General features: G+C 64.1%; 22 protein-coding genes. 6 read left to right on the top strand and 16 right to left on the bottom strand.

What is annotated here, in order from left to right:
- Positions 1–10: 10 nt before the first annotated feature.
- From ftsL to E3T39_RS08260, 4 genes are all read right to left on the bottom strand, one after another.
- Positions 11–574, bottom strand: coding sequence for a cell division protein FtsL (gene ftsL / locus E3T39_RS08245; protein WP_134514296.1), 564 nt, complete (start codon positions 572–574; stop codon positions 11–13).
- Positions 571–1,527: a 16S rRNA (cytosine(1402)-N(4))-methyltransferase RsmH gene (gene rsmH / locus E3T39_RS08250; protein ID WP_134514298.1), complete on the bottom strand. Its 957-nt coding sequence runs from the start codon at positions 1,525–1,527 to the stop codon at positions 571–573. The genes ftsL and rsmH overlap by 4 nt, the downstream gene beginning before the upstream one ends.
- A 99-nt stretch (positions 1,528–1,626) precedes the next feature.
- Positions 1,627–2,058, bottom strand: a complete 432-nt coding sequence (gene mraZ, locus E3T39_RS08255; protein ID WP_092110083.1) for a division/cell wall cluster transcriptional repressor MraZ — start codon at positions 2,056–2,058, stop codon at positions 1,627–1,629.
- Between the two features lie 277 nt (positions 2,059–2,335).
- On the bottom strand, positions 2,336–2,713 hold the full coding sequence (locus tag E3T39_RS08260; protein WP_134514300.1) for a DUF3040 domain-containing protein: 378 nt from the start codon (positions 2,711–2,713) through the stop codon (positions 2,336–2,338).
- A 104-nt stretch (positions 2,714–2,817) separates the two neighbouring features.
- On the opposite strand from E3T39_RS08260, the gene E3T39_RS08265 reads away from it, so the two are divergent.
- Positions 2,818–4,029, top strand: a complete 1,212-nt coding sequence (locus tag E3T39_RS08265; RefSeq protein ID WP_134514302.1) for a polyprenyl synthetase family protein — start codon at positions 2,818–2,820, stop codon at positions 4,027–4,029.
- A 78-nt stretch (positions 4,030–4,107) separates the two neighbouring features.
- Here E3T39_RS08265 and E3T39_RS08270 read toward each other — a convergent pair whose 3' ends face one another.
- Positions 4,108–4,449 carry an Rv2175c family DNA-binding protein gene (locus tag E3T39_RS08270; protein ID WP_092339754.1) on the bottom strand — a complete coding sequence of 114 codons (342 nt, stop codon included), beginning with the start codon at positions 4,447–4,449 and terminating at the stop codon, positions 4,108–4,110.
- Positions 4,450–4,806: 357 nt separating this feature from the next.
- Here E3T39_RS08270 and E3T39_RS08275 point away from each other — a divergent pair, with 357 nt between their 5' ends.
- Together E3T39_RS08275 and pknB are read left to right on the top strand one after the other, a co-directional pair.
- On the top strand, positions 4,807–5,961 hold the full coding sequence (locus E3T39_RS08275) for a lytic transglycosylase (RefSeq protein WP_420898155.1): 1,155 nt from the start codon (positions 4,807–4,809) through the stop codon (positions 5,959–5,961).
- 133 nt (positions 5,962–6,094) lie between these two features.
- Positions 6,095–8,047, top strand: a complete 1,953-nt coding sequence (gene pknB / locus E3T39_RS08280) for a Stk1 family PASTA domain-containing Ser/Thr kinase (protein WP_174845110.1) — start codon at positions 6,095–6,097, stop codon at positions 8,045–8,047.
- 80 nt (positions 8,048–8,127) lie between these two features.
- Here pknB and E3T39_RS08285 read toward each other — a convergent pair whose 3' ends face one another.
- The 3 genes from E3T39_RS08285 to E3T39_RS08295 all read right to left on the bottom strand — a co-directional run bounded on the left by E3T39_RS08285 (position 8,128) and on the right by E3T39_RS08295 (position 11,319).
- Positions 8,128–9,498, bottom strand: coding sequence for a class II 3-deoxy-7-phosphoheptulonate synthase (locus E3T39_RS08285; protein WP_134514308.1), 1,371 nt, complete (start codon positions 9,496–9,498; stop codon positions 8,128–8,130).
- Between the two features lie 99 nt (positions 9,499–9,597).
- A complete protein-coding gene (locus E3T39_RS08290) occupies positions 9,598–10,287 on the bottom strand; it encodes a lysophospholipid acyltransferase family protein (RefSeq protein ID WP_134514310.1) in 690 nt (229 codons plus the stop codon).
- Between the two features lie 87 nt (positions 10,288–10,374).
- Positions 10,375–11,319 (bottom strand): ROK family glucokinase, encoded by a 945-nt coding sequence (locus E3T39_RS08295; protein ID WP_134514312.1) that lies wholly within the window; start codon positions 11,317–11,319, stop codon positions 10,375–10,377.
- Positions 11,320–11,493: 174 nt separating this feature from the next.
- Between E3T39_RS08295 and E3T39_RS08300 the strand changes: the two genes are divergently transcribed.
- Both E3T39_RS08300 and E3T39_RS08305 read left to right on the top strand, forming a co-directional pair.
- Positions 11,494–13,326 (top strand): AMP-dependent synthetase/ligase, encoded by a 1,833-nt coding sequence (locus E3T39_RS08300; RefSeq protein WP_134514314.1) that lies wholly within the window; start codon positions 11,494–11,496, stop codon positions 13,324–13,326.
- A 312-nt stretch (positions 13,327–13,638) separates the two neighbouring features.
- Positions 13,639–14,718, top strand: coding sequence for a hypothetical protein (locus tag E3T39_RS08305; RefSeq protein ID WP_134514316.1), 1,080 nt, complete (start codon positions 13,639–13,641; stop codon positions 14,716–14,718).
- A 196-nt stretch (positions 14,719–14,914) separates the two neighbouring features.
- Here E3T39_RS08305 and E3T39_RS08310 read toward each other — a convergent pair whose 3' ends face one another.
- The 3 genes from E3T39_RS08310 to E3T39_RS08320 are packed head-to-tail and all read right to left on the bottom strand — an operon-like array spanning position 14,915 to position 20,268.
- Positions 14,915–15,406 carry a peptide deformylase gene (locus tag E3T39_RS08310; RefSeq protein WP_134514318.1) on the bottom strand — a complete coding sequence of 164 codons (492 nt, stop codon included), beginning with the start codon at positions 15,404–15,406 and terminating at the stop codon, positions 14,915–14,917.
- Between the two features lie 60 nt (positions 15,407–15,466).
- Positions 15,467–16,828, bottom strand: a complete 1,362-nt coding sequence (locus E3T39_RS08315) for a MinD/ParA family ATP-binding protein (RefSeq protein ID WP_241979601.1) — start codon at positions 16,826–16,828, stop codon at positions 15,467–15,469.
- 35 nt (positions 16,829–16,863) lie between these two features.
- Positions 16,864–20,268 carry a pyruvate carboxylase gene (locus E3T39_RS08320; RefSeq protein WP_134514320.1) on the bottom strand — a complete coding sequence of 1,135 codons (3,405 nt, stop codon included), beginning with the start codon at positions 20,266–20,268 and terminating at the stop codon, positions 16,864–16,866.
- Positions 20,269–20,346: 78 nt separating this feature from the next.
- Between E3T39_RS08320 and E3T39_RS08325 the strand changes: the two genes are divergently transcribed.
- Positions 20,347–21,159 carry a ParA family protein gene (locus E3T39_RS08325; RefSeq protein ID WP_104201327.1) on the top strand — a complete coding sequence of 271 codons (813 nt, stop codon included), beginning with the start codon at positions 20,347–20,349 and terminating at the stop codon, positions 21,157–21,159.
- 210 nt (positions 21,160–21,369) lie between these two features.
- Here the strand turns inward: E3T39_RS08325 and E3T39_RS08330 are convergent, their stop codons facing one another.
- From E3T39_RS08330 to E3T39_RS08350, 5 genes are all read right to left on the bottom strand, one after another.
- Positions 21,370–21,921, bottom strand: a complete 552-nt coding sequence (locus E3T39_RS08330; protein ID WP_134514322.1) for a MerR family transcriptional regulator — start codon at positions 21,919–21,921, stop codon at positions 21,370–21,372.
- A gap of 281 nt (positions 21,922–22,202) precedes the next feature.
- Positions 22,203–22,901 carry a transcriptional regulator FtsR gene (gene ftsR / locus E3T39_RS08335; RefSeq protein ID WP_134514441.1) on the bottom strand — a complete coding sequence of 233 codons (699 nt, stop codon included), beginning with the start codon at positions 22,899–22,901 and terminating at the stop codon, positions 22,203–22,205.
- A 35-nt stretch (positions 22,902–22,936) separates the two neighbouring features.
- Positions 22,937–23,371, bottom strand: coding sequence for an FHA domain-containing protein (locus E3T39_RS08340; RefSeq protein ID WP_134514443.1), 435 nt, complete (start codon positions 23,369–23,371; stop codon positions 22,937–22,939).
- A gap of 190 nt (positions 23,372–23,561) precedes the next feature.
- A complete protein-coding gene (locus E3T39_RS08345) occupies positions 23,562–24,179 on the bottom strand; it encodes a CDP-alcohol phosphatidyltransferase family protein (RefSeq protein ID WP_241979602.1) in 618 nt (205 codons plus the stop codon).
- Positions 24,180–24,207: 28 nt separating this feature from the next.
- Positions 24,208–24,723, bottom strand: a complete 516-nt coding sequence (locus tag E3T39_RS08350) for an NUDIX domain-containing protein (RefSeq protein ID WP_134514324.1) — start codon at positions 24,721–24,723, stop codon at positions 24,208–24,210.
- Positions 24,724–24,764: the final 41 nt, after the last annotated feature.

The following is a 24,764-nucleotide window of genomic DNA, read 5'->3' on the forward strand; positions in this document are numbered from 1 at the left end:
CTCGAGGAAACTATCGGGTAGTGGGCGCCGCGAGTCCCGCGGGAACTACCGGTGCACTCGTAATCGCAACGGTTCCGCCGGCCGCTGCCGCCTTATCCGGAAGCGCCGAGAACGGGGTACTACCGGCCAACAGGGCGTTAGGAACGAGACTGGCCGCTCCGGCCTGCGAGCCAGACGCTGAGGCCGGAGCGCCCGAAATAGCTCCGTTGGACAGGCGGAGGAAGACGGGGTTGGAATTGCTGACCATGCCCAGGCCCTCGGCATTCGTGGCGAGGCTCTGCGGGGAGGAGATCCGCACGAGGTCTTCACTCACGCTGGCGGCCGTGCGACCCAGCTCGGACCGGCTTGACTGCAGGCTGGAGATTTCATAGGCACCCTGGGAGATACCGACGCTGAGCAACAGCTGGGCCAAGATGATGGCGGCCATCCCGGCCACCGCGGTGAGAGCGTAGAAGATGCGCGGGCGCGCCCGGCGGTTCGGAGCTGCTGAGACAAGGCGAAACCCACGCCGTACCGGCGCCTCGAAGGGTTCGCGTTCGATTGAAAATGACACGCGTGCCAGGTTGTCGCTCATGCGGCGGCCCTTCTCAGTCGTTCAGCAGCGCGCAGCCGAACCGGCGTCGCGCGGGGGTTGAGTGCTTTTTCTTCGTCGGAGGCCAATTCAGCGCCACGCAGCAGAAGGGTAAAGAGTGGTTTATGTTCGGGCAGTTCCACTGGAAGGCCCGCGGGAGCTGTTGAGCCAGAGGCCGCGGCGAAGGCCCGCTTGACGATGCGGTCCTCGAGAGACTGGTAGGCCATGACAACGATGCGGCCGCCAACTTGCACGCGGTCGAGGGCGGCCGGAATGGCCCGTTCCAGCACGGCTAGTTCCTGATTGACCTCGATGCGCAGCGCCTGGAACACGCGCTTGGCCGGGTGGCCGAGGCGCTGGACGGCGACCGGGGTGGCTTTGGTGATGACGTCGACCAGTTGCGCTGACCGAACGAAGGGAATCGTTTCGCGGGCTTCGACGATGGCCTTGGCGTAGCGGGCGGAAAGTTTTTCTTCGCCGTAGTCCTGGAAGATGCGTTTGAGGTCGCGTTCGCTGTAATCGGCGAGGATGCTCTCAGCGGTCAGGCCAGCGGTGCCGTCCATGCGCATGTCGAGCGGCGCATCCTTTGAATAGGAGAAACCGCGTTCGACGCGGTCGATCTGCAAGCTGGAGACGCCGAGGTCGAAGAGCACGCCGGCAACCTCACTGATGCCGAGGCCGTCGAGAGCTTCGCCGATGCCGTCATAGACGGTGTGCACCAGGTGCACCCGGCCCGCGAAGCCCTTGAGGCGTTCCTCGGCGATGGCGAGAGCCTCAGTGTCGCGGTCGAGGCCAACCAGGGTCAGTTCAGGAAAACGCTCCAAGATCGCTTCGGCATGGCCACCCATGCCAAGTGTCGCGTCGACGAGAACGGCGCCGGGCTTAGTGAGGGCCGGAGCGAGCAGCTCGACGCAGCGTTCAAGCAGTACCGGGGTGTGGATTTCATTGCTGGCCATAATGCCGGGCTAGTCCGTGAGGCCTGATTCCCCTCCATTTCGACCTGGCACGGGGGAAGTGTGTCAGGGCAAAAACGGCTGGGAGTCAGGCACCAGGGGCTAGAAGAGTCCCGGAATCACCTCCTCCGTCGTGTTGGCGTACGAGGTTTCCTGCTCGGCGAGGTACGTGGCCCACGCTTCGCTGTCCCAAATCTCGACTCGGCTGCCAGCACCGATGACGGTCAATTCCCGGTCAAGTCCCGCATAACTACGGAGATTGCCGGGGATGGTGACGCGGTTTTGTTTGTCCGGTGTTTCCGAGCTCGCGCCCGACAAAAACACCCGGAGATAGTCCCGAGCTTGCTTGCTCGTGACGGGGGCCTGGCGGATTTTATCGTGCAGGGTTTCGAATTCACGGGTGCTGAACACGTAGATGCAGTGTTCCTGCCCCCGCGTCATCACCACACCGGTGGAGAGCTCATCCCGAAATTTCGCGGGAAGAATAATGCGACCTTTTTCGTCGAGCCGGGGGGCGTAGGTGCCAAGGAACACGCTCACCCCTTTCTTCCGGCCAGATTCAGGTGTGCCTCCACTTTACTCCACCTTCAACCACAAGCCTAGGTTTTTTGAGCGTATTTTCTAAATAAAATGCCGAATACACCGCAAATCACCGGAGAGTCGCGGTGGAGGGAAATGGAGCAGTATTTTCAATAACGGATACTACTAGCGCGTTTTGGCCACAAAAAAAGGGCCGATCGAATGATCGGCCCTTCGGTACTGCGAGTTTTTGAGTTATGCGAGCCCGGTGGAGGGCTGAGGGTTGATCGAGCTATTGCCCGTCTTGCCGGCGGTCCCAACGATCATTCAGTCGATCCATGAAGCCCTGGTTGGACTTAGCCTGGGCTGGACGGCGACCGGGCGCCGAGGGTCCTGGCACCGAACGAATGGCCCGGCCGGGCGTCACGGCGATGAGTACGCCGCCAAACATGACGATGAAGCCGAGAATGCCGACCCACAATTGCGCAATTGCTACACCGGCGATGAGTGCAACGATGCCGGCGACGGCGAGCAATACACCGATCGCGATGGAACGATAGTTCGGGCGAAGCCTGGACGCTCCAACGCTGGCGACAAAGTCGGCATCGTTGTGATAGAGGCTGCGCTCCATCTCTTCAAGGAGTCGCTGCTCCTGTTCCGAAAGCGGCATCTCATTCCCTCCAGTTACGGGATCGAGCGGGTGGGGTGACAAATCCGAACAGGACGGCTCGAACTTCTTAATTCTAACCCCGCCGTGGTGGCTAGGCTATACGGGTGCCTGAAAGCAAACGCCTGGTCGACTTGGTTCAATCTCGCATCGACGAGTATCTCACGTCCCGTGCTCCAATTGTGACCCTGATCAGCTCAGATCTAGCTCCCCTTATTGACTACTCACGGCAGTTTCTCAGCGGTGGAAAACGCTTTCGGGCCCAGTTTTGTTACTGGGGTGCGCGGAGCGTTCTTGCGACTGATTTCGCTTCGGAAACGGGCCAGGAACCGGGCCAGAAGTCAGTCAGCCGGGACGCAGGCGAATGGACGGACCGTGCAACCGGTGCGGCTGACGAGGCCGGAGCATCCGCCGGCCTAAAAGCCGTTGCGGCAGGGTTGGCGGCCGTTGTATCGACGGCCAGCGCACTGGAGATTTTTCATGCGGCTGCCCTCGTGCACGACGACATCATTGACAACTCCGACACGCGACGGGGCGCTCCGAGCGCCCACAAGCTGTTCGAGAGTTTGCACGCGCGTGAGGGCTGGGCCGCCGACTCCGTCTCGTTCGGTCGAGCGTCGGCGATTCTGCTCGGCGATCTATTGCTCGGCTGGAGCGATGAACTGCTCGACGAGGGTCTCTATGGACTCGCCGATCGGGCCGCGGCCCGACGTGCCCGGCTCGAGTTCAACCACATGCGCACCGAGGTCACAGCCGGGCAGTATCTCGATATTCTCGAGGAACGCGCGTGGCTGGCCCAGCCGGAGGCGGAGCTGCTCGATCGGGCCCTCCGGGTGATCGTGTTCAAATCGGCCAAGTACAGCGTTCAGGCTCCCCTCGTGATCGGCGCGGCGCTGGCCGGCGCCTCAGCCGCACAGCTGGACGCGCTGCGTGCCTTCGGTTTGCCACTCGGCATGGCCTACCAGCTGCGCGACGACTTGTTGGGGGTATTCGGCGACGCCGCGGTGACCGGCAAGCCGAGTGGCGACGATCTGACCGAGGGCAAGCGCACGGTGTTGATCGCGCTGGCTCGGGAGAGTCTGGACGACACCGACAGAGCGTCGCTCGATGCTCAACTCGGCGACCCCGCGCTCGACGCCGCGCAGATTCGTGCGTTGCAGCAGCTCATCACCGCCAGTGGCGCCGTCGACCGGGTCGAGGCACTGATCGAATCGCAGGTTTCCGAGGCTTTGGCGGTACTTCAGACCGCACCGATCACTGCCGAGGCCCAGCAGAAGTTGCGGGACTTGACCGATCGGGTGACGCGCCGGGCGTTCTGATCGGCGCGCGTTCGTCTGAAACATGGCCCGTTCAGGCCACAGCCGGTGAGGCGAGCGGCTGGCTAGGCGAGCGGCTGGCTAGGCGAGCGCCTGGGCAACCCGACGCACTTCGGCCTTGCGCCCGGCGCGGAGGGCTTCGATCGGCGGTACGCCGAGGCTGTCGTCGACCTCGAGTAGCCAGGTCATGGCCTGCATGTCCGTGAAGCCGTCGTCGGCCAGCACGAACAGCGTGCCGCGAAGTTCGGGTACGGGAGCGCCGTCACGCAGAAATAGTGACGGAACCGACACGACATTGTCACGCCGGATAGCCAGGAGGTATTTGTCGTCGATCAGGTGCCGAACGCGGCTCTGGCTCATTCCGAGCAGGTTGACTAGGGCAGGAATAGTAAGCCACTCGGGCTCTGAAGACACATCACTCACTCATTTAGCTTCCCATGAATTGGGGCAGGGGCAAAACTTCCGACCGCTTAATTATCGAGATCAGAGCTATTTCGTGCTGACCGTTCGATTGACTCCCCTGCATAATTATGAAAACCTCATAGTGGGGATTGCCCCACACTGCACGTTGCTGTACGAATTTTTTGCACACATTGAGCGTGTGCGCACAATGAATGGAGCACCATGTCGACCAAGGTGAATACGAAAACGACGGATACCGCCGCGCCAAGCGTGACGGGTGCCAAGTCGGGGAGCGTTGTCGCATTTTCCGGTGCCGATGCTGCGACGGGTCTGGCGAAAAAGCCCGGCGACCGACGCTCCCGTTCGGCATTACTGACCGTGCCCATCGTGCTCGTGAGCACGCTCGCGATCAGCCTCAACCTTGCGGCGCCCGTGCACGCCCAGGCGGTGGCGAAGAAGCCGCTGAAGTCGAAGCTCGCCGAGACCAGTCCCGTGTCGGCGGTGGCCACCGTGGCCGCCGTGCAGAGTGCACCGGCCCAGTACTCGGTCGTGGATGGCGACTCCGTGAGCGCGATCGCAGCGCGGTTCGGTTTGACGACCTCGGCCGTGCTGACGCTGAACGGTCTCGATTCCCGGGCTTTGATCTTTGCCGGCCAGGTTTTGACCTTGACTCAGACAGCGGCGCCGGCACCATCCGCTGCCGACGCACCGAACAACTACACGGTGCACAGTGGTGACACCATCAGTGGCATCGCGGCCGCCCACGGCCTGGCGACCGCCGATGTTCTCGGAGCCAACGGCCTGACCGCGAGTAGCGTCATTCACCCCGGTCAGGTCGTGCTTCTTGCCGAGACCCCGGCGTTGGAGTCGTTGGCGTACATCGCGCCGGTAGCGCACGTTGCCGCGGCAGTCACCCACACCATCGCCCCCGGCGAGACCATCACCACCGTGGCCAGCGCAGCCGGAGTGAGCGTGCAGGCCGTGCTCGACGCTAACGGCCTCGGCTGGTCGAGCATCATCTACCCCGGACAGGTTTTGGCCTTGCCGGTCGCGCCGGCGTCGGTTCCGGCAGCCGTGGCACCCGCTCGCCCGACGAGCACGATCGCATCGGCCGGTGTGGTGACTCCGATGTCTGAGGAGATGCGGCAGAATGCCCAGACGATCGTGTCGGTCGGTCGGGGTGCCGGTGTGAACCAGGCCGGTCTCGTCGTGGCACTGGCGGCGGCGGCCCAGGAGTCGGGGCTGCGCAACGTGGACTACGGCGACCGGGATTCCCTCGGACTGTTCCAACAGCGGCCGAGTGCCGGCTGGGGCACACCCGAGCAGATCATGGACCCGGTGCGGGCCAGCCGCGCCTTTTTCGGTGGCGCGAGCAACCCGAACCCCAACGTGACCCGCGGGCTGCTTGACATCGCTGGCTGGGAATCGATGACCGTGACCCAGGCCGCGCAGGCCGTGCAGATTTCGGCGTATCCCGACTACTACGCGAAGTGGGAAACGTCGGCGCGGGCCTGGATCAGCGAACTCGGGTAGGCCGGTTGCCCTCCCGTTCCGGGCGGCCGGGCCGCATGGCCCCCGACCGGGGCGGCGCCTTGTGCGCGCCGCGCGCCGGTGCCGCCGCCGAATTCCGTAGACTCAAGGGGTGAGCGTTCCCTCGACCGACCCGATGATAGGCCGTCTTATTGACGGCCGGTATCAGGTGCGCTCGCGCATTGCGCGCGGCGGCATGGCCACGGTCTATCTGGCCACCGACCTGCGCCTCGAACGCCGGGTCGCGATCAAGATCATGCACGGCCACCTCGCCGACGACAGCGCGTTCAAGGTTCGGTTCATTCAAGAAGCCAGGTCGGCCGCGCGACTCGCCCACCCCAACGTCGTGAACGTCTTCGACCAGGGCCAGGACGCCGACATGGCGTACCTCGTGATGGAATATCTTCCCGGAATCACCCTGCGTGACCTGCTCAAGGATTACGGTCATCTCACCCCCGAGCAGACGCTCGATATTCTCGAAGCCGTACTCAGCGGGCTGGCGGCCGCCCACAAGGCGGGCATCGTGCACCGCGATGTCAAGCCCGAGAACGTACTGCTCGCCGATGACGGTCGCATCAAGATCAGCGACTTCGGCCTGGCGCGCGCGGCCAACAACAACACGGCGACCGGCCAAGCCCTGCTCGGAACCATCGCCTACCTTTCCCCCGAACTCGTCACCCGCGGTATCGCGGATGCACGCAGCGATATCTATGCCCTCGGCATCATGACCTTCGAAATGCTCACCGGTGAGCAACCCTATGTGGGCGAGGCACCGATGCAAATCGCCTACCAGCACGCCAACGACACTGTGCCGATGCCGAGCAGCAAGGTCGCCTCCATTCCCCGCGAACTCGACGAACTCGTGCTCTGGGCTACTGCGCGCGACCCAGAAGACCGTCCCCGTGACGCCAGAGTCATGCTCGATCAACTGCATGACGTGAGCACGCTGGTGCGCGGCGGTACTCAGGAATTAACTCTGCAGTCGACCATGGTGCTGCCCGCCGGCCTGCGTACCGGCGCGGACGCCGTCTCGGATGCCGAAACGCAGGTTCTTGGCGCCAAGCTCGCGCCCACAAAACCTCCCGCCGCGACCCTGCTCGGAATTCACCCGGTCGGCACCGGTCCGGTCGGCCCGCCCGACAGCGGTGATCTACTGAGCAAAAAAGCGGACAAGCGCAAGGGCCGAGGGTTCTGGCTCTTCGCCCTCGTTATCCTCATCGCGGCTGCCCTCGGCGGTACCGGTTGGTATTTCGGCTCCGGCCCCGGGTCAGATGTGTCCGTGCCCGACTTCGCGTCGGCCTCCCCCGAGGCCGCGTCGATACAATTGACCGAGCTCGGCCTCACGCCCGAGCTCGGTGGTGCCTTCAGCGCCACGATCGCCGAGGGGCTCGTCATCGGCACCGATCCGGATGCCGGCAGCCGGGTTCCGCAGGACAGCACGGTCACGATCATCGTCTCCCAGGGTCTGCAGCCCATTACGCTGCCAGCCCTGGCCGGTTTGACGCAGGAGGCGGCATCCGCTGCCATCACCGACCTGAAGGCGATCTTGGGCAGCGTCGATCCGGTCTTCAACGGCGACGTGGCCGCGAGCTCTGTCATCTCGGCGAGCAAGGAATCTGACGGCGCTGACCTGTCGGCCGGCGGCGAGTACTTCGAAGGCCTCACCGTGAATCTAGTCGTCTCGCTCGGCTCCATTCCGAACGTCGACGGCAAGACCGTGGCCGAGGCCACCGACATTCTGGTCGGCAAGAACCTGGTCGTGGTCTCGGGCGAGCAGACCTACAGCGACACGATCGCGGAGGGCGACGTCATCACCGCGCAGGTGCCTGATGGGACAATTCGCGAGGGCGCCACGCTTACCCTGGTGATCTCCCGCGGGCCCGAACCGGTCACAGTGCCCAATGTCGTTGGCATGTCCTGGAGCGAGGGCAAGGACACCCTGACCGCGCTCGGCTTTGTATTGAGTTACAACCTGGGTGCTGACGCGATCGCCGCGCTCCTCGACGTTGCATCGACGAACCCCGTCGCGGGTACGGCGGCGGCTAAGGGCAGCACGATCACACTCAAGCCGACGAACCCGTTCGGCTAATCCCGGGCCCACCTTACGACCGTGGGCCCAGTTTATAAACTGGGCCCACGGACGGGGCCCGGGCCCCGTCCAAAAGGGGGCTAGCGCGCGGCTAGCTCCTCGGCCACCAGGAAGGCGAGCTCTAGGGACTGCATGTGGTTCAGGCGCGGGTCACAGAGGGACTCGTAGCGGGTCGCCAGGGCAGCCTCATCGATGTGCTCCGAGCCGCCGAGGCACTCGGTGACGTCGTCTCCGGTGAGCTCGACGTGAATTCCACCGGGGTGGGTTCCGACGGCACGGTGTGCTTCGAAGAAGCCCTTGACCTCGTCGACGACGTCGTCGAAACGACGCGTCTTGTAACCGGTCGGCGTGGTGACGCCGTTGCCGTGCATTGGGTCGCTGACCCACAGCGGCGTCGCTTCGCTCGCCTTGATGGCCTCGAGCAGCGGCGGCAGGGCGTCGCGCACCTTTCCGGCGCCCATGCGGGTGATGAAGGTCAGGCGGCCGGGCTCGCGGTTCGGGTCGAGCTTGTCAACGAGTCGCAGCATGTCGTCCGTCGAGGTGGTCGGGCCGAGCTTGACGCCGATCGGGTTGCGTACCCGCGACAAAAAGTCCACGTGGGCGCCGTCGAGGTCACGGGTGCGCTCGCCGATCCAGATGAAGTGGGCCGAGGTGTTGTATGGCGTTCCAGTGCGGGAGTCGATGCGCGTCATGGGACGCTCGTAGTCCATCAGCAAGCCCTCGTGGCTGGTGTAGAACTCGGTGCGGCGCATCGCTTCGAAGTCAGCGCCGCAGGCGATCATGAATTTGATCGCGCGGTCGATCTCCTTGGCCACTTTTTCGTACTGCTGGTTAGCCGGGTTGGCGGCAAAGCCCTGATTCCAGCTGTGCACCTGGCGCAGGTCTGCGAAGCCACCCTGCGTGAACGCACGAATGAGATTGAGGGTCGAGGCTGACGTGTGGTAGGCCTTGACGAGCCGGTCAGGGTCGGCCTCGCGCGACTCGGGAGTGAACGGGTAGCCGTTGACGATATCGCCGCGGTACGCCGGTAGTGTGACGTCGCCGCGGGTCTCGAAGTCGCTCGAGCGGGGCTTGGCGAACTGGCCGGCCATGCGCCCCATCTTGATCACCGGCATCGAGGCACCGTAGGTGAGCACAACGGCCATCTGCAGCACGGTCTTGACCCGGTTGCGAATCTGATCGGCCGTAGCGCCGCTGAACGTCTCGGCGCAGTCGCCGCCCTGCAACAGAAAACCCTGTCCGCCGGCAGCCTGCGCCAGCCGGTCACGCAGAATATCGACCTCACCGGCGAAGACCAGCGGCGGCTGTGTCGCCAGCTCAGCGGATGCCGCTGCCACCTTGGCTGCGTCGGGCCAGGTCGGCTGCTGCTTGATCGGCAGCGTGCGCCAGTGGTCGAGACCCGTGATGACAGAGGCTTCTGCGGCAACGATGGGCTCGGTGGGGTCTACCACGGGATGGTTCCTGTTTTCTCTGCTGGGCCGTACAACGTGGACGACTCGAAATGGATGAGGTGCTGCACCGCCACAAGCGCAGACAGCACTTCAGGCAGCCTATCGCGAAAGGCTGGCCCGCTTCTCCTTGACCGAGGAAGCGTAGACGTCGACGTACTCCTGCGTGCTAAGTCGCTGCAACTCGTACATGAGTTCATCGGTGACGCTGCGCAGTACGAACCGGTCCCCCTCCATACCCGTGAACCGGGTGAAGTCGAGCGGTTTGCCGATCACTATGCCGATGCGACGCACCTGCGGAATCCTGGTGCCGGTCGGCATGGCCTTTTCGGTATCGATCATGGCTACGGGAATGACCGTCACGCCCGATTCCAGCACCATACGGGCCACACCGGTACGTCCGCGATAGAGGCGGGCGTCGGGGCTGCGGGTGCCCTCGGGATAGATGCCGAGGATGCGGCCCTCGCCGAGCACTCGCAGGCCGGTGTTCAGCGAATCCTCCGAGGCCTTACCGCCGGAGCGATCGATGGGGAGCTGCCCCGCCGCGGTGAGAAACTGCCGCGTGGCCCAGCCTTTGAGACCCTTGCCGGTGAAATAGTCGCTTTTGGCGAGAAACGCAACGCGGCGCGGCACGACCAGCGGCAGAAAAACTGAGTCGATGAAGGAGAGGTGGTTGCTGGCCAGAATGACCGGGCCAGTCTTCGGAATGTTCTCCAGGCCGATGATCCACGGTCGAAACAGCGTGAGCAACAGCGGTCCGATGACGATGTTCTTCATGATCCAATAGAACATTCGCACTCCTTTATCCGACTACGAAAGCTTAGTCCGCCCGCCACGGCAGGGCGGATGCCGCGCGCGGCCGGCGCCCACGGCATCCGCTCACCGCACCGCGTGTATTCGAGCGAGGTCGGCCGCTCCCACTACACCGGCATCGTTGACGAGCTGGGCGATGGCGAACGCCGCTTCCGGGTGGTAGCCGCGCGCCGGCAGATATTCGAGGTAGGCGGCACGAATCGGTTCGAGCAGCAGGTCTCCGGCGGCCGCCACTCCCCCGCCGAACACGAACACCTGCGGGTCGAGCACGGCGCCGAGACTCGCGCAGGCCTGCCCAAGGGAACCGCCCAGCTGGCGCAGGGCCGCGCGGGCGCCGCCGTCACCGTCCTGGATCAGCCGTCCGACGTCCTTGCCGGTGAGTTTGCCGCGCCGCTCACGGACGGCGGCCAGGCCCAGGCCGACGCCGCCGGCATCCGCGAATTCGTTGGCGATACGCAGCAGTGCCCGACCTGAGCCGTACTGCTCCAGGCAGCCATGGGCTCCGCAGCCGCAGGGCAGCCCATCGGGCACTAGCCGGAGGTGACCCAGTTCGGCGCCGGCGCCAAAACCACCGCGGAACAGTGCGTTGCCCGTCACGATCGCGCCGCCCACGCCTGTGCCGACGGTCAGGGTGACCATGTCGGTGTACGGGCGACCAGCACCGAAGCGAAACTCCGCCCAGCCGGCCGCGTTGGCATCGTTTTCGATAATGATCGGCAGGTCGAGTCGAGCCTCGAGCTTGTCGCGGAACGGCTCATTGCGCCAGTTGATATTCGGTGCGTAATATACGGTCGACTGGGCGGAGTCGATGAAACCGGCCGCCGCGACCCCGGCAGCGACGACGTCTTCGCCCTCGGAGAGGCCCCGAATCATCGCAACAACGGCATCCTCGATCGCGTCCGGGTTGCCCGGCGTGGTTGGCTGCCGATCAGAGCGGATGATGGTGCCCGCCTCGTCGACCAGCGCTCCGGCAATCTTGGTGCCCCCGATATCGATGCCTATGGCGTGCACGGGCCACCTTTCTTTCTCGGCCTGGGAAAAGTCCCGTCCGTCGGCCGGACGGCCACGCAGGACACCCTCTAGAGTGTAGTAAACCAGTTTGCCGCTGGACGAAACACCCGCTCACCGCTGAAATCCCTTGCGATTGCGCAATTGGCACGTTCAGCCGGTACCGAAGGAGTTGCCGTGAAACAGTTTGATATGCCCGCCGTCGTTCCCGCCGATCCTGGCGCCAATATCACCGACCTGCTGATGGACCGCCTGACCGCGACTCCTGATCTTGTACTGTTTTCGCTGCCGCGTGGCGGCCAATGGCTTCCCGTCACCACTCGGGAGTTCCACGCGCAGGTCGTAGCGCTGGCCAAGGGCTTCGTTGCCGCTGGCATAGAGCCCGGCGACAAGATCGGGCTCATCTGCAAGACCCGCTACGAGTGGACCCTGATCGACTTCGCGGTCTGGTTCGCCGGAGCAATCCTGGTACCCGTCTACGAGACCAGCTCGCCCAGCCAGGTGCAGTGGAACCTCAGCGACTCGGGCGCCATGGCGGTCATCGTCGAAACCGCCGACCATTTCGCCCGCTTCGACGAGGTGCACCCGGAACTTGGCAATATCCGGTCGGTCTGGCAGATTGACCTGGGCGACCTGGACAAGCTCGTCGCTGGGGGCGCCGACGTGACAGACGCTGAGATCGAACGTCGCCGTAATCTCGCCGTGGGCGATGATATGGCTACCCTCATCTACACCTCCGGTTCGACCGGCAAGCCCAAGGGCTGCGTACTCACCCACGCGAACTTTCTCGAGACCAGTCGCAATGCCGCGGTCGCGCTCAAGGAAGTACTGATTCACCCCGAAGGCGCCTCGACCCTGTTGTTCATCACCACCGCCCACGTCTTCGCTCGTTTCATCTCGGTGCTGTGCGTGCACTCTGGTGTGCGCGTCGGTCATCAAGCCGACACTAAAACCCTCCTCGCCGCGCTGGGCAGCTTTCAACCGACCTTTCTGCTCGCGGTACCGCGGGTATTCGAAAAGGTCTACAACTCGGCCCAGCAGAAAGCCATCACCGGGGGCAAAGGCAAAATCTTTGATGCTGCCGCACACGTGGCGGTCGAGCATTCCAAGTTGATGCAGGCCGGGACATCGATTCCGTTCGGGATGAAGATCCAATTCGCTCTGTTCGACAAGCTGGTTTACAGCAAACTGCGTGCCGCCATGGGCGGCAAGGTCGTCTGGGCCGTCTCCGGCTCCGCCCCGCTCGGCGCCCACCTCGGTCACTTCTTCAAGAGCCTCGGCATCGTCATTCTGGAGGGCTACGGCCTGACCGAAACGACTGCCCCCGCCAATGTGGGCCTGGCCACGCGGGCCAAGATCGGCACCGTCGGCCCTCCCCTGCCCGGCGTCTCGGTTCGCGTCATGGACGATGGTGAGATTGAGGTCAAGGGCGTCAACGTTTTCAAGGAGTACTGGAACAACCCGCAGGCCACCGCAGACACCTTTGACGACGGCTGGTTGAAGACCGGCGACATCGGCGACTTTGATTCCGACGGCTATCTCACCATCACCGGGCGTAAAAAGGAGATCATCGTCACGGCCGGCGGCAAGAATGTGGCACCGGCCGCCCTCGAAGACCCCATTCGCGCGAATCCGCTAATCAGCCAGGTCGTCGTCGTGGGCGACCAAAAACCGTTCATCGGCGCGCTCATCACCCTCGACCCCGACATGCTGCCGGTCTGGCTCAACAACAACCACGAGGATGCCGGGATGTCGCTCGCGCAGGCATCCGTCAATAAAGCCGTTCTCGCCGAAGTCCAGCGCGCGGTTGACCATGCCAACGAGAGTGTGTCGCGGGCGGAGTCGATTCGCAAATTCGCGGTGCTCGGTATTGAGCTCACCGAAGACAGCGGGCATCTGACGCCGAAAATGAGCATCAAGCGCAACATCATTTTGCGCGACTTCGCCGACGAGATCGAGGCCATGTATTCGGGGGCGCCCGTCACCGAGGGGATCTCGCTGCGCGAGTGATCTGTGAGCAGAGAGGCACTGTTCTCCGGGGCGGATCCGAAGAGAATGTTCGGACATTTTCCTGAGGGTCGTCGAAAAAGGTAGATCCCACGACTGGCTCCTCCTCCCCCGTATAGGCCTTGGTCCATGGTGCGCAGCCCAGTTCTGAAATCGGCAATTTCGATCTAATCGGCTGCATCCGTGTCGTCACCAACGGGCACAGCGCCCGGACAGGCGCAGATAGCGCGCTGAAGTGTTCGGGTATACGATCGCGCCGAGTCTGCGCGGCAACGGCCCGAGACTAAATGCCCACAACGCCGGGAGTTGAGTCCTATGCATGAGCACGCGGCTAGACCTGTCCTCAAGAAATCCTCACCGCTGAAGGCTGCCTGCGTTCTGGTGGTGGGTGCGTTAATGGCTTTGTCATCGATGCCCGCACTTGCCGTCGCGTCGGGGGCCGAAGTCTTTCTCGACAGCGCGATCGCTGTGGACAGCGAAAATGGCACGGTCACCCTTCCGTTGTACAAGGGTCGCCACGATGGATCGGTGGTCTGGTACGTCGTGACAGAATCCTCCAACAAAAGTGATGCGGAACGCCGCGGTGTTAACCATGCCGAGAAGCTGGCCAACGCGCTCGGGACGAGAGCCGTCCAGCAAGCGCACCGAGTCAATGGCATGCTCAACTTCACCGGCACCGTGGATTTCAGTCCGACCCGAGTAGTGATACCGGGTCCGGAGTCCTTTCCACCGGCAGAATTCCATGCGGGCGCGATTGGTGACGCGGACTATAGCCCTCTCGTCACTTCAGACGGACGAACGGTCCTTAACGCCACCCAAGTGGCCAATGCATCCGGTCTCCACGACGCCATCGTGCCCAACGGTATCGACTACGCCCATCGCCGGGTGACCCTTGACACGCTGAACGGGTTCTACGAAGGTAACCGCGTGCAATACCTCCATCAGGAAGCATCTGTCGAGCTCGTGGCAGCCCTAGAAGGCTCGACCTGGGCACCGAACCTCGATGCAGCCCCCGGCCTGGCCTCCTTTGACCGCGACGCCTCTGCCCGCGCCGCGATTATTCCCATCATCAACGGCCAACGCGGCGTGAACAACCCTCAGCGTCAGGGACTGCAATCGGCAGTTGCGGGCGAGGGCGATCCGCTGAACATCACTCAGGTCATACCCGGCGACAACGACTACACCCCCATTTGGGATGTGACGCCCGCTGTGTGGACCCAGCAAGCCATCGACAGCGGCCAGCAGGTCAGGCTCATGGACCACGATGACGTGGCTGACCTATTCGAAGACGGCGTGCTCGTGAGCGGAGGGACCGGACCGGCCAACGATAGCTTGGAAGGTCTCCGGGCCCTGCCCGGTATCTCCAACTGTCCGGTGGTCATCGAATTCGACTGAGAGTCCCGCCGGGCGATCGGGCCGACGCAGCCGTAACCGATCGCCCGGACCAGCCGTAAGGACGTGTGGCCGCACCGGCTAGGCCTCACGTTCTCACGGCCCGCCACCGGGTCAGCATGGCGGAATCTGAACGCGGCCCGCTGGTCACGTTTCTGGGACTCGGTTTATCACTAATGCGATTTCGAAGAGCTCGGTGCTAAAACCAGGTGGACTCGCGGATTTCCTTCATTGCGGCCTTGCGGTTGATTTTGTCGAGACGGTCGATGTAAAGAAAGCCGTCGAGGTGGTCGGTTTCGTGTTGTAGGGCTTGCGCCATGATGCCGGTGCCGGAGAGTTCGACCGGATTGTTGTCGAGGTCGATGCCGGTTACTCGGGCGAACGGGTAACGCTCCGTGGGGTACCAGAGTCCGGGTACGGAGAGGCAGCCCTCGTCGACGAGGTCGGGCTCACCGGAGAGTTCGACGACCGTTGGGTTCAGAATGTAGCCGATAACACCGTCGACGTTGTAGCTGAAGGCGCGCAGGTTGACGCCGATCTGCGAGGCGGCAACGCCGGCCCGACCGGGCAGTCGCACGCTGTCGACCAGGTCCTGTACAAGACCGCGCACCCGGTCGTCGATCCCGTCGATGGGATCGGAGACGGTTTTCAGCACCGGATCTCCGAAGAGACGGATCTGGCGTTCGGGCACGGGGAAACTCCTCGGTAGGGCGGATGATGAATGGCGAGTGGGTCGGCGGCTCGCGGCTGGCTACAGGTTGCGGTCGGCGGGGAGCCCCTCGACGACAAGCTCGGCGAGAGTGCGTGCGGCCAGCCGGGTGATCGGCTTCAGGTCCTTGTACGACACGACGCTGCCTGCGGCGAGTTGCGGGTCGTAGGGAATCCGCACGATTTCGCGCACGCGGGAGCGAAAGTGCGACTCAATTTCTTCAAGCCGAACCAGATTGGTGCCCTGGGTGGCGGTGTTGAGCGCGACGATCGCGTTGCGCACCAGCTCACCGTAGCCGTTCGCTTCGAGCCAGGTCAGCGTTTCCGACGCCAACCGGGCCTCGTCGACGCTGCCGCCGGAGACGATCACGATGGAATCGGCACGCTGCAGCGTCGCTCGCATAACCGAGTGCACGATACCGGTGCCGCAGTCCGTCAACGCGATCGAGTAGTACCGGGCGGCGAGGTCGGCGACGACGTTGTAGTCGTTCTCATCGAATGCTTCGGACAGTAGCGGGTCGGTGTCGGAGGCGAGAATGTCGAGGCGGGTCTCGTCGCGGGAGACCAGCGCGGAGAAGTCGGTGAAGTTGCCGATCGACGCGGCCTTCGAGACGACGTCGCGCACGGTCGAGCGTGTCTGCTTGCTGACGCGCTCGGACAGGGTACCGCGGTCGGGGTTGGCGTCGATGGCAATAATACGGTCGTCGCGGGCATCGGCCAGGGCCATGCCGAGCAGGGTTGTGACAGTGGTCTTGCCCACGCCGCCCTTGCGGGTGAGGATCGGCACGAACCGGGTGCCGCCTTCGAACTGGCGCCGAATGCGCTCATCCATTTCTTTATACGCCAGCACCTTGGCGGAGTCGCCGAGGTTGACCAGGTGCAGGGTGAGCGCGTAGACGAATTCAGGCCAGACGCCCTGCGGCGCCTTGCGGGTCTTGCGGTTGACCGCGAGCAGGCGATCAGACGTGAGCATGGCTGCAGACTCGGGGGCCGTGCTGTTTTCGGTGCGGATGCGGTCGCGCCGGACGGAGGAGGCGGCATCCGCTCTCGACAGTGATTCGATGGCCGAACTGGCGCCGGCTGCCCTGGCCGGTGCTGGCGTTGAGATTTCGACGGTGTGGGTGGCCGGGGTCGACACGATCCGCGTTGTCTCGATCACATTGCCCGCTACGGATACCGGCCCAACGGCGGCGGCCACAGAGCGGCGGGGCCCGACCGTCACCTCGATCGGCACGCTCAGGCTCTCGGGCAAGGATGCGGCGAGATTGTCGATCGTGTGCGGCGGCAGCTCGCTGTGGTAGTCGTCACCGCGCGTGCCGAGACTGTCGCGCTCGTCGCGGGTTCGCTTTGCGGCAGACACCGGGCGGGCGGGCGCGCTCTGGTTGTCAGTACGTTTGTCTGGCACGGTACTTCCTCAACTGGTCGATAACGGCCCTAATCTTAGCGTGGACGCACCGTGACGAGCAGATCGCCCGCATCGACCTGCTGGGTGAGCGGGATGGCGACGCGTTCGATGGTCCCGGCGATCGGCGAGGTTATCGCAGCTTCCATTTTCATGGCTTCGATCGAGGCGACGCTCTGGCCGGCTTCGACGTGCGCACCCTCCTCGACCTGCAGAGTGACCACGCCGGAGAAGGGGGCGGCGATCTGGCCGGGCTGGTTGGCATCCGCTTTCTCGGCGACCTTGGTCTGCACGGTGATGCTCGTGTCGCGCACGAACACCGGGCGCAGCTGGCCGTTGAGAATGGTCATGACGGTGCGCATGCCCTTGTCGTCGGCTTCACCAATCGCTTCCAGGCCCACGTAGAGCCGCACACCCTTGGCGATTTCGACGGCGTGCTCCTGGCCCTGCTGCAGGCCGTAGAGGTAGTCGACGGTGTCGACAACCGAGAGGTCGCCATACCTTTCCCTGATTTGCTCGAACTGGCGGGTCGGCGCGGGGAACAATAGCTGGTTGAGCATGGCACGACGTTCGACGCTCGTCGCACCCAGCGCGGCGCGCTCCCCGGCAGTGATCTCGGTGACGCCGACGCGCACGTTGCGCCCGGCAAGCACCTTGGTGCGGAACGGCTCAGGCCAGCCGCCTGGCAGGTCGCCGAGTTCGCCGGCCATGAACCCGATCACCGACTCAGGCACGTCGTAGTTGCCAGGGTTCGCCTCGAAGTCGGCCGGATCGGCCTTCACCGCGGCGAGGTAGAGGGCGAGGTCGCCGACCACCTTGGACGAGGGAGTGACCTTGGGTACTCGTCCGAGAATGGTGTTCGCGGCGGTGTACATGTCTTCGATCAGTTCAAAGTGGTCGGCCAGGCCGAGCGCGACGGCCTGAGTGCGCAGGTTCGACAGCTGCCCGCCGGGGATCTCGTGCGAATACACCCGGCCGGTTGGTGCGGACAGGCCAGATTCGAACGGGCTGTACAGGGTGCGCACGGCCTCCCAGTACGGCTCGAGGTCGGTCGTGGCCTTGAGCGAAATGCCGGTGTCGCGTTCGGTGTGGGCGAGGGCGGCCACGAGAGAGGATGCAGACGGTTGGCTGGTTGTGCCGGCCATCGGAGCGGATGCGACGTCGACAGCGTCGGCGCCGGCCCGAGCTGCGGCCAGCAGCGTGGCGAGCTGGCCGCCAGGGGTGTCGTGGGTGTGCACGTGCACGGGCAGGTCGAAGCGTTCGCGGAACGCGGACACCAGCTTCTCGGCGGCGCTCGGCCGGAGCAACCCGGCCATGTCCTTGATGCCGATCACGTGGGCGCCGCTTTCGACGATCTGGTCGGCCAGACGCAGGTAGTAGTCAAGGGTGTAGAGGTTCTCGGCCGGGTCGAGCAAATCGCCGGTGTAGCAGACGGCGACCTCGGCCAGGGCAGTGCCGGTATTCAACACGGCGTCGATGGCTGGACGCATCTGCGACACGTCATTGAGGGCGTCGAAGATGCGGAAGATGTCCACGCCGGTGTCGGTCGCCTCGCGCACGAAGGCGTCGGTGACCTCGGTCGGGTACGGGGTGTAGCCCACGGTGTTGCGGCCGCGCAGCAGCATCTGCAGGTTGATGTTCGGCAGGGCTTCGCGTAGCGCGGCGAGGCGCTCCCAGGGGTCTTCGCCGAGGAAACGCAGCGCCACGTCGTAGGTGGCGCCGCCCCAGGCTTCGACCGAGAGCAGCTGCGGGGTCAGCCGGGCAACATAGGGTGCAACGGCGACGAGGTCCTTGGTGCGCACTCGCGTCGCGAGCAGCGACTGGTGGGCATCCCGGAACGTCGTGTCGGTGACGGCCAGCGCGGTCTGGGCACGCAAGGAGGCGGCGAACTTGGTTGGGCCGAGCAGCTGCAGCTTCTGGCGTGAACCGTCGGGGGCTGGCTGGGTAATGTCGAGCTGTGGCAGTTTGTCGCGCGGGTGCACCGTGGTCGGCGGCACGCCGTTGGGCTGGTTGACGGTGACGTCGGCGAGCCAGTTGAGAATCTTCGTGCCGCGGTCCTTGGATTCGCGGCCGCGAAGCAGCTCAGGGCGCTCGTCGATGAAGGAGGTGCTGAGGTCGCCGGCGGCGAAGTCGGGGTCGTCGAGCACGGCCTGCAAAAAGGAGATGTTGGTGGATACCCCGCGAATGCGGAACTCGGCCAGCGCGCGCTTGGAGCGCACGACGGCGGCCGCGTAGTCGCGGCCCCGGCAGGTGAGCTTGGCGAGCATCGAGTCGAAGTGCGGGCTGATCTGCGCGCCCGTGTTGATCGTTCCACCATCCAAGCGGATACCCGCGCCGCCGGGAGAGCGATAGGTGGTGATCTTGCCGGTGTCTGGCCGGAAGCCAGCCGCGGGGTCCTCGGTTGTGATGCGGCACTGCAGCGCGGCACCGCGCAGCCGGATATCGCCCTGGGCGAGGCCGATCTCGGCGAGGGTCTCCCCCGCGGCAATGCGAATCTGCGCCTGCACCAGGTCGACATCGGTCACCTCTTCGGTCACGGTGTGCTCGACCTGGATGCGTGGGTTCATCTCGATGAATACGTGCTGTCCGGCGCGTTCGCCGACGGTGTCAAGCAGGAATTCGACCGTGCCCGCGTTGACGTAGCCGATCGACCGGGCGAACTTGATGGCGTCGGCGTAGAGCTGCACCCGAATCTCGTCACTCAGGTTTGGCGCGGGAGCAATCTCAATGACCTTTTGGTGCCGACGCTGCACCGAGCAGTCCCGCTCGAACAGGTGCACGGTTTCGCCAGAAGCATCGGCGAGAATCTGCACCTCGATGTGGCGGGGGCGCAGCACTGCAGCCTCAAGGAACATCGTTGAGTCGCCAAAGGCACTGTTCGCCTCGCGCATGGCTTCTTCGAGAGCCCCACGCAGCTCGCTCTTTTTGGCGACGCGACGCATGCCGCGCCCACCACCGCCGGCCACGGCCTTGGCGAAAATGGGGAAACCGATCTCGTCGGCCTGGCTGATCAGCAGTTCAACGTCGGTCGATGGCTGTGTCGATTTCAAGACCGGAACGCCCGCAGCAATGGCGTGCTCCTTCGCGGTGACCTTGTTGCCGGCCATTTCGAGCACGTCGGCACCCGGGCCGATGAACGTGATGCCGGCAGCAGCGGCAGCATCGGCCAGTTCGGGGTTCTCCGACAGAAAACCGTAGCCGGGATAAATGGCGTCGGCGCCACATTCCTGGGCAACCCGGATGATTTCGCTCACGTCGAGATAAGCGCGAACCGGATGCCCGACCTCACCAATTTGGTACGCCTCATCCGCTTTCAGGCGGTGCAGAGAGTTGCGATCCTCGAACGGAAACACCGCCACGGTCTTGGCTCCGAGCTCGTAAGCCGCGCGCATGGCACGGATTGCGATCTCTCCGCGGTTGGCAACAAGGATTTTCTCAAACATGCAAGCCTTTCGAGGGCGTACGGGGCGCACAGCTAACGGTTAGGTTCTCTAACACTAGTGAAGGTAACGTTGCTACTCATGCACGTACTCAGCGTAAGTTCCCTTAAGGGTGGTGTCGGCAAGACCACTGTGACCCTTGGTCTGGCTTCCGCTGCCTTCGCCCGTGGCGTGCGAACACTCGTCGTGGATCTCGATCCGCAGTCCGATGTGTCCACCGGCATGGATATCCAGGTAGCCGGTCACCTCAACGTCGCCGATGTTCTCGGCTCGCCCAAGGAAAAGACGGTTCGCGCGGCGATCGCCCCGAGTGGATGGACCCGCAACCGCCCAGGCACCATCGACGTCATGATCGGCAGCCCGTCGGCGATCAATTTTGACGGGCCTCACCCCAGCATCCGCGATATCTGGAAACTCGAAGAGGCGCTCTCGACGATCGAGAAAGACTATGAGCTCGTGCTCATCGACTGTGCGCCCTCCCTCAATGCCCTCACGCGCACCGCCTGGGCTGCGAGCGACCGGGTCGCGGTCGTCACTGAGCCGGGCCTGTTCTCAGTCGCTGCCGCCGACCGTGCGCTGCGTGCGATCGAAGAAATTCGTCGTGGCTTGAGCCCGCGCCTGCAGCCGCTCGGCATCATCGTGAACCGGTCCCGCTCCGCTTCGCTCGAGCACCAGTTCCGCATCAAAGAGTTGCGCGACATGTTCGGCCCCCTCGTGCTGAGCCCGCAGCTGCCCGAGCGCACGTCACTACAGCAGGCGCAGGGCGCCGCGAAGCCCCTTCACATCTGGCCGGGTGACAGTGCGCTCGAAATGGCCGGTTACTTTGACCAGCTGCTCGACCGGGTGCTGCGTACAGCGCGCATCGGTGAGTACGCCGAGGCTCCCGCGGTCTGAGCGGTCTGTCGTCGGGTTCTGAGGAGTTCGAACTTCCTCCCCTGCGGGCTCGCAAAAGCGGACCTCGGCCTGTGCTGATTTGCAGGGCGCCCCGCGCAACACGTGGCGCTGGAGTTGCGCCAGTACGCGGGAGTTCCGCCTCCCGCGTACTGGCGCAACTACCGCGCACCGCTAATTGGCGGCTCCGCGGCGGGGCGGGGATGGAGGGGGCTAGGAGATTTTGCGGGTGGTCCGGCGGACGGCTAGCTCGTCGGTGGGATCAACCGGCTGCATGTCGAGTTCGACCAGACTGGTCTCGACCTCGCGGAGCACCTTGCCGACGGCAATGCCGAAGACGCCCTGGCCACGGCTGACCAGGTCGATGACCTCGTCGTTGGAGGTGCACAGGTAGACGCTGGCGCCGTCGCTCATGAGCGTGGTCTGCGCGAGGTCGCTGATGCCCGATTCGCGCAGCTGGTTGACGGCGGTGCGAATCTGTTGCAGGGAGATGCCGGTGTCGAGCAGACGCTTGACGAGCTTGAGCACGAGAATGTCGCGAAAGCCGTAGAGGCGCTGGGAGCCGGAACCGGCCGCGCCGCGCACTGTGGGTTCAACCAGGCCAGTGCGGGCCCAGTAGTCGAGCTGACGGTAGCTGATGCCGGCCGCGCGCGCGGCAACAGCACCGCGGTAGCCGGAGTTCTCATCAAGCTCGGGCATGCCATCGGTGAACAGCAGTCCTAACGAGTAGCGCGAAGCGTCAGCATCAGGCTTGAGCTCACTCATAGGGTTGCCTCTCGGGGGTTACATCGTGCGATGACTGAGCGCTGCAATCAAGCGAGCCTCGGCCACGGTGGTGCGGAATCAAACTGGTGCGGACGTGCGGTGGTGCTGGTCTGCAAAAACGTCGTGCTGTGACGACACTATCTACGGTACCGAGGTGCGGGGCTTGTGGGCCCGACATCCGCTTGACCGGTTTGGCGTGTCGGTCAAGTACTGTAAACGGCAGGCGGCGCGGTTGGAGCGCAGGACGCCGGTGCCGCTTTGTGCCTGCGCCAGTCTACGACCTACTTGGCCAGTCGGCCCAGTGCTGACCGAATCAGGCTGCCTCGAATAACCTCGAGTTGCCCGGCAATTTCCACGGCCATTTCAGCCGCCTTGGCCCGGCTGGAGGCGTCTTTGCGGCGGGAGAGCGGTACGAGCGCGCTTTCGATAAGACCGAGTTCGCGTTCAGCAGCCCCGCGAAAGCCTCGAAGGTGCCGTGGCTCGATCCCGGTGCGTTGCAGTTCGACGAGGGCACGCAACACGTGCAGCACGCCGTCGCCGTAGTGTTCGGCGGGCAGGATAATCGACGCGGATACGGCGTCATGCAGGAGAGCGGCAGAGGCTCCGGCCTCGCGCAGCAGGTCGTCTCGGGTCAACCGTCGCAGCGTTCCCAACATTGACGGCCCGGGGGTGGTTCCGCCAGGCAGCACCGGCGACAGCCCGGCATCCAGATCAGCAAGATAGGAGCGGATGACTTTCAACGGCAGGTATTGATCGCGCTGCATCGACAGGATCAATCTCAGGCGATCGACGTCGCTGGCGCAGAACTTGCGATAACCGGATTCCGTGCGGGCCGGCGCGACGAGGCCCTGTTCCTCGAGGAAGCGCAGTTTCGACGGGGTCAGATCGGTGAATTCCGGGGTGAGTCGCGCTAGCACCTGACCGATACTCAGCAGCGGCGCTGATCCCGAAGCTTGCCCGTGAGCTGCCGACGAAGACACAGACACGGAACGAGCCTGGGCGGAGTTTGCCGCCACTACTCGCTCGTCGCGCGGGCGAGGTCGAGGCGCGAAGCGTAGAAGGTGAGGCGAAACTTGCCAACCTGCACCTCGGCACCGTCGGTCAGAGCAGCCGTCTCGATTCGTTCACCCGCGAAGTAGGTGCCGTTGAGCGAACCGAGGTCTTTCACCGTGAACGATGTGCCGGTACGCAGAAACTCAGCGTGCCGACGCGACACCGTGACGTCGTCAAGGAAAATGTCAGCGTTGGGATGGCGACCAACGCTCGTCAGATCAGCGTCGAGGAGAAAGCGGGCGCCGGCATTGGGCCCGCGGCGCACGACCATGAGTGCCGAACCCGAGGGCAAAGCCGCGATGGACTCCTGCTCTTCCACGGTCACATTGGAATCGATGAAGGCGATCTGGGCGGCGAACTCCTGGCTGAAGTTCATGGTTGTGTCGGTGCTGAGCATGTCGTGCACCGTCGTCGATTCGCCGGGCGTCTCGTCACCGGTCGAGCCAAGATCGGAGGATGCTGGGGTGGACTGCGCCTTGCTGGGCATTGCTTCGCCTGTCGTCGGGTTTTCGGGCTGATCTGCGGGCACGGGCTCGTTCTGCTCCTTGGAATTATTCTTTCCGGATAGATCGACCATCATGCACCTCCTATCGTTCCAGCGTATCGGAAGATACACCCGGGGCGACCCTCGGCAGTCGAATCACTCGCGTCGCTTCAATGGCGTAGACGATGCCAGCCCACCAGTACAGGAAAGCTCCCCACAGGGCAAACGCCCACCCCACCGGCTGCGACCACCATTCCAGTTGCGGAAAGGCCTGCCCGAGCATGATCATCGGCAGTGCGTAGAACAGGCAGAACGTAGCAACCTTGCCCAGGTGGTGCACCGGCAGCGGACCAAACCCAAAGTTGGCGAGGATGATCCCCAGGGCCAGCAGAAAGATGTCGCGCCCAACTATGATCAGCACAATCCACCAGGGAACCAGATCACGCCAAGCCAGTCCGATCAGAGCGGCAAAGATATAGAGCCGATCGGCGGCGGGATCCAGCAGCTGGCCGAGACGGGTGATCTGGTTCCAGCGCCGCGCGAGAAAGCCGTCGAGCCAGTCGGTGAAACTGGAGATGCTAAGCACGACCAAGGCCCAGGCATCCTCTCCCTGGGCGAGGAGTACGAGGAAAACCGGCACCAGCACCAGACGCAGACAGCTCAGCATGTTGGGCATGTTGAACACCCGGTCGCTCACCACCTCGTTCGCTGCCCCTGTCACAGTGCGAGTCTATCGAGTGGGACCAGATTCAGCCCAGCCGCCCGCGCAGTGCGGGCCAGCTGGCGGCAAAACCAGGATGGAGGGCAAGGAGATCAACGGCATCGGCCGATACCCAGCGCAGGGCGATGCTCTCCTGATCGCTGATGACGGGTTCGAACTCCTGCGTCGCCTCCACGACAACGGTGGTGTACGACCAGAATCCGAGGTCGAGTAGGGAGGTAAATTTTACCTGCACCAGGTTGGCTGGCACGCCGGCTTCCTCCCTGGCTTCGCGCAGGGCAGCGTCGATCGCGCTTTCGTTTTCGTGCCGAGCACCACCGGGCAACCCCCAGGTGTCGCCAAAATGGCTCCACAGCGCGCGGTGCTGCAGCAACACTCCCCGGCGGGGGTGGTGCACGAGGAGTCCGGCGGCCCCAAAACGGCCCCAAAATTTGCGGCCGTCGGGAGCGTGCACCCACGCATCGCCGCTGTCCCTACTGGGGCTGGCTGGGGGGATCGCAGCCCCGCACGCCCGGCTTGCATCGACACCCGAACTGTCAGTCATGCTCCAAGCATGCCCCACACACGCCCCAGGTTCATGCGCAA

Source organism: Cryobacterium suzukii (assembly GCF_004403185.1).
Lineage (GTDB): Bacteria > Actinomycetota > Actinomycetes > Actinomycetales > Microbacteriaceae > Cryobacterium > Cryobacterium suzukii.

What these genes read in the sequence shown, in the direction of transcription:
- E3T39_RS08305 (WP_134514316.1), top strand. Translation starts at nt 13,639, where the DNA reads ATGCATGAGCACGCGGCTAGACCTGTCCTCAAGAAATCCTCACCGCTG.
- E3T39_RS08350 (WP_134514324.1), bottom strand. Translation starts at nt 24,723, where the DNA reads ATGACTGACAGTTCGGGTGTCGATGCAAGCCGGGCGTGCGGGGCTGCG.
- ftsL (WP_134514296.1), bottom strand. Translation starts at nt 574, where the DNA reads ATGAGCGACAACCTGGCACGCGTGTCATTTTCAATCGAACGCGAACCC.
- E3T39_RS08260 (WP_134514300.1), bottom strand. Translation starts at nt 2,713, where the DNA reads ATGCCGCTTTCGGAACAGGAGCAGCGACTCCTTGAAGAGATGGAGCGC.
- E3T39_RS08330 (WP_134514322.1), bottom strand. Translation starts at nt 21,921, where the DNA reads ATGAGTGAGCTCAAGCCTGATGCTGACGCTTCGCGCTACTCGTTAGGA.
- pknB (WP_174845110.1), top strand. Translation starts at nt 6,095, where the DNA reads ATGATAGGCCGTCTTATTGACGGCCGGTATCAGGTGCGCTCGCGCATT.
- E3T39_RS08340 (WP_134514443.1), bottom strand. Translation starts at nt 23,371, where the DNA reads ATGCTCAGCACCGACACAACCATGAACTTCAGCCAGGAGTTCGCCGCC.
- E3T39_RS08320 (WP_134514320.1), bottom strand. Translation starts at nt 20,268, where the DNA reads ATGTTTGAGAAAATCCTTGTTGCCAACCGCGGAGAGATCGCAATCCGT.
- E3T39_RS08290 (WP_134514310.1), bottom strand. Translation starts at nt 10,287, where the DNA reads ATGTTCTATTGGATCATGAAGAACATCGTCATCGGACCGCTGTTGCTC.
- E3T39_RS08325 (WP_104201327.1), top strand. Translation starts at nt 20,347, where the DNA reads ATGCACGTACTCAGCGTAAGTTCCCTTAAGGGTGGTGTCGGCAAGACC.
- rsmH (WP_134514298.1), bottom strand. Translation starts at nt 1,527, where the DNA reads ATGGCCAGCAATGAAATCCACACCCCGGTACTGCTTGAACGCTGCGTC.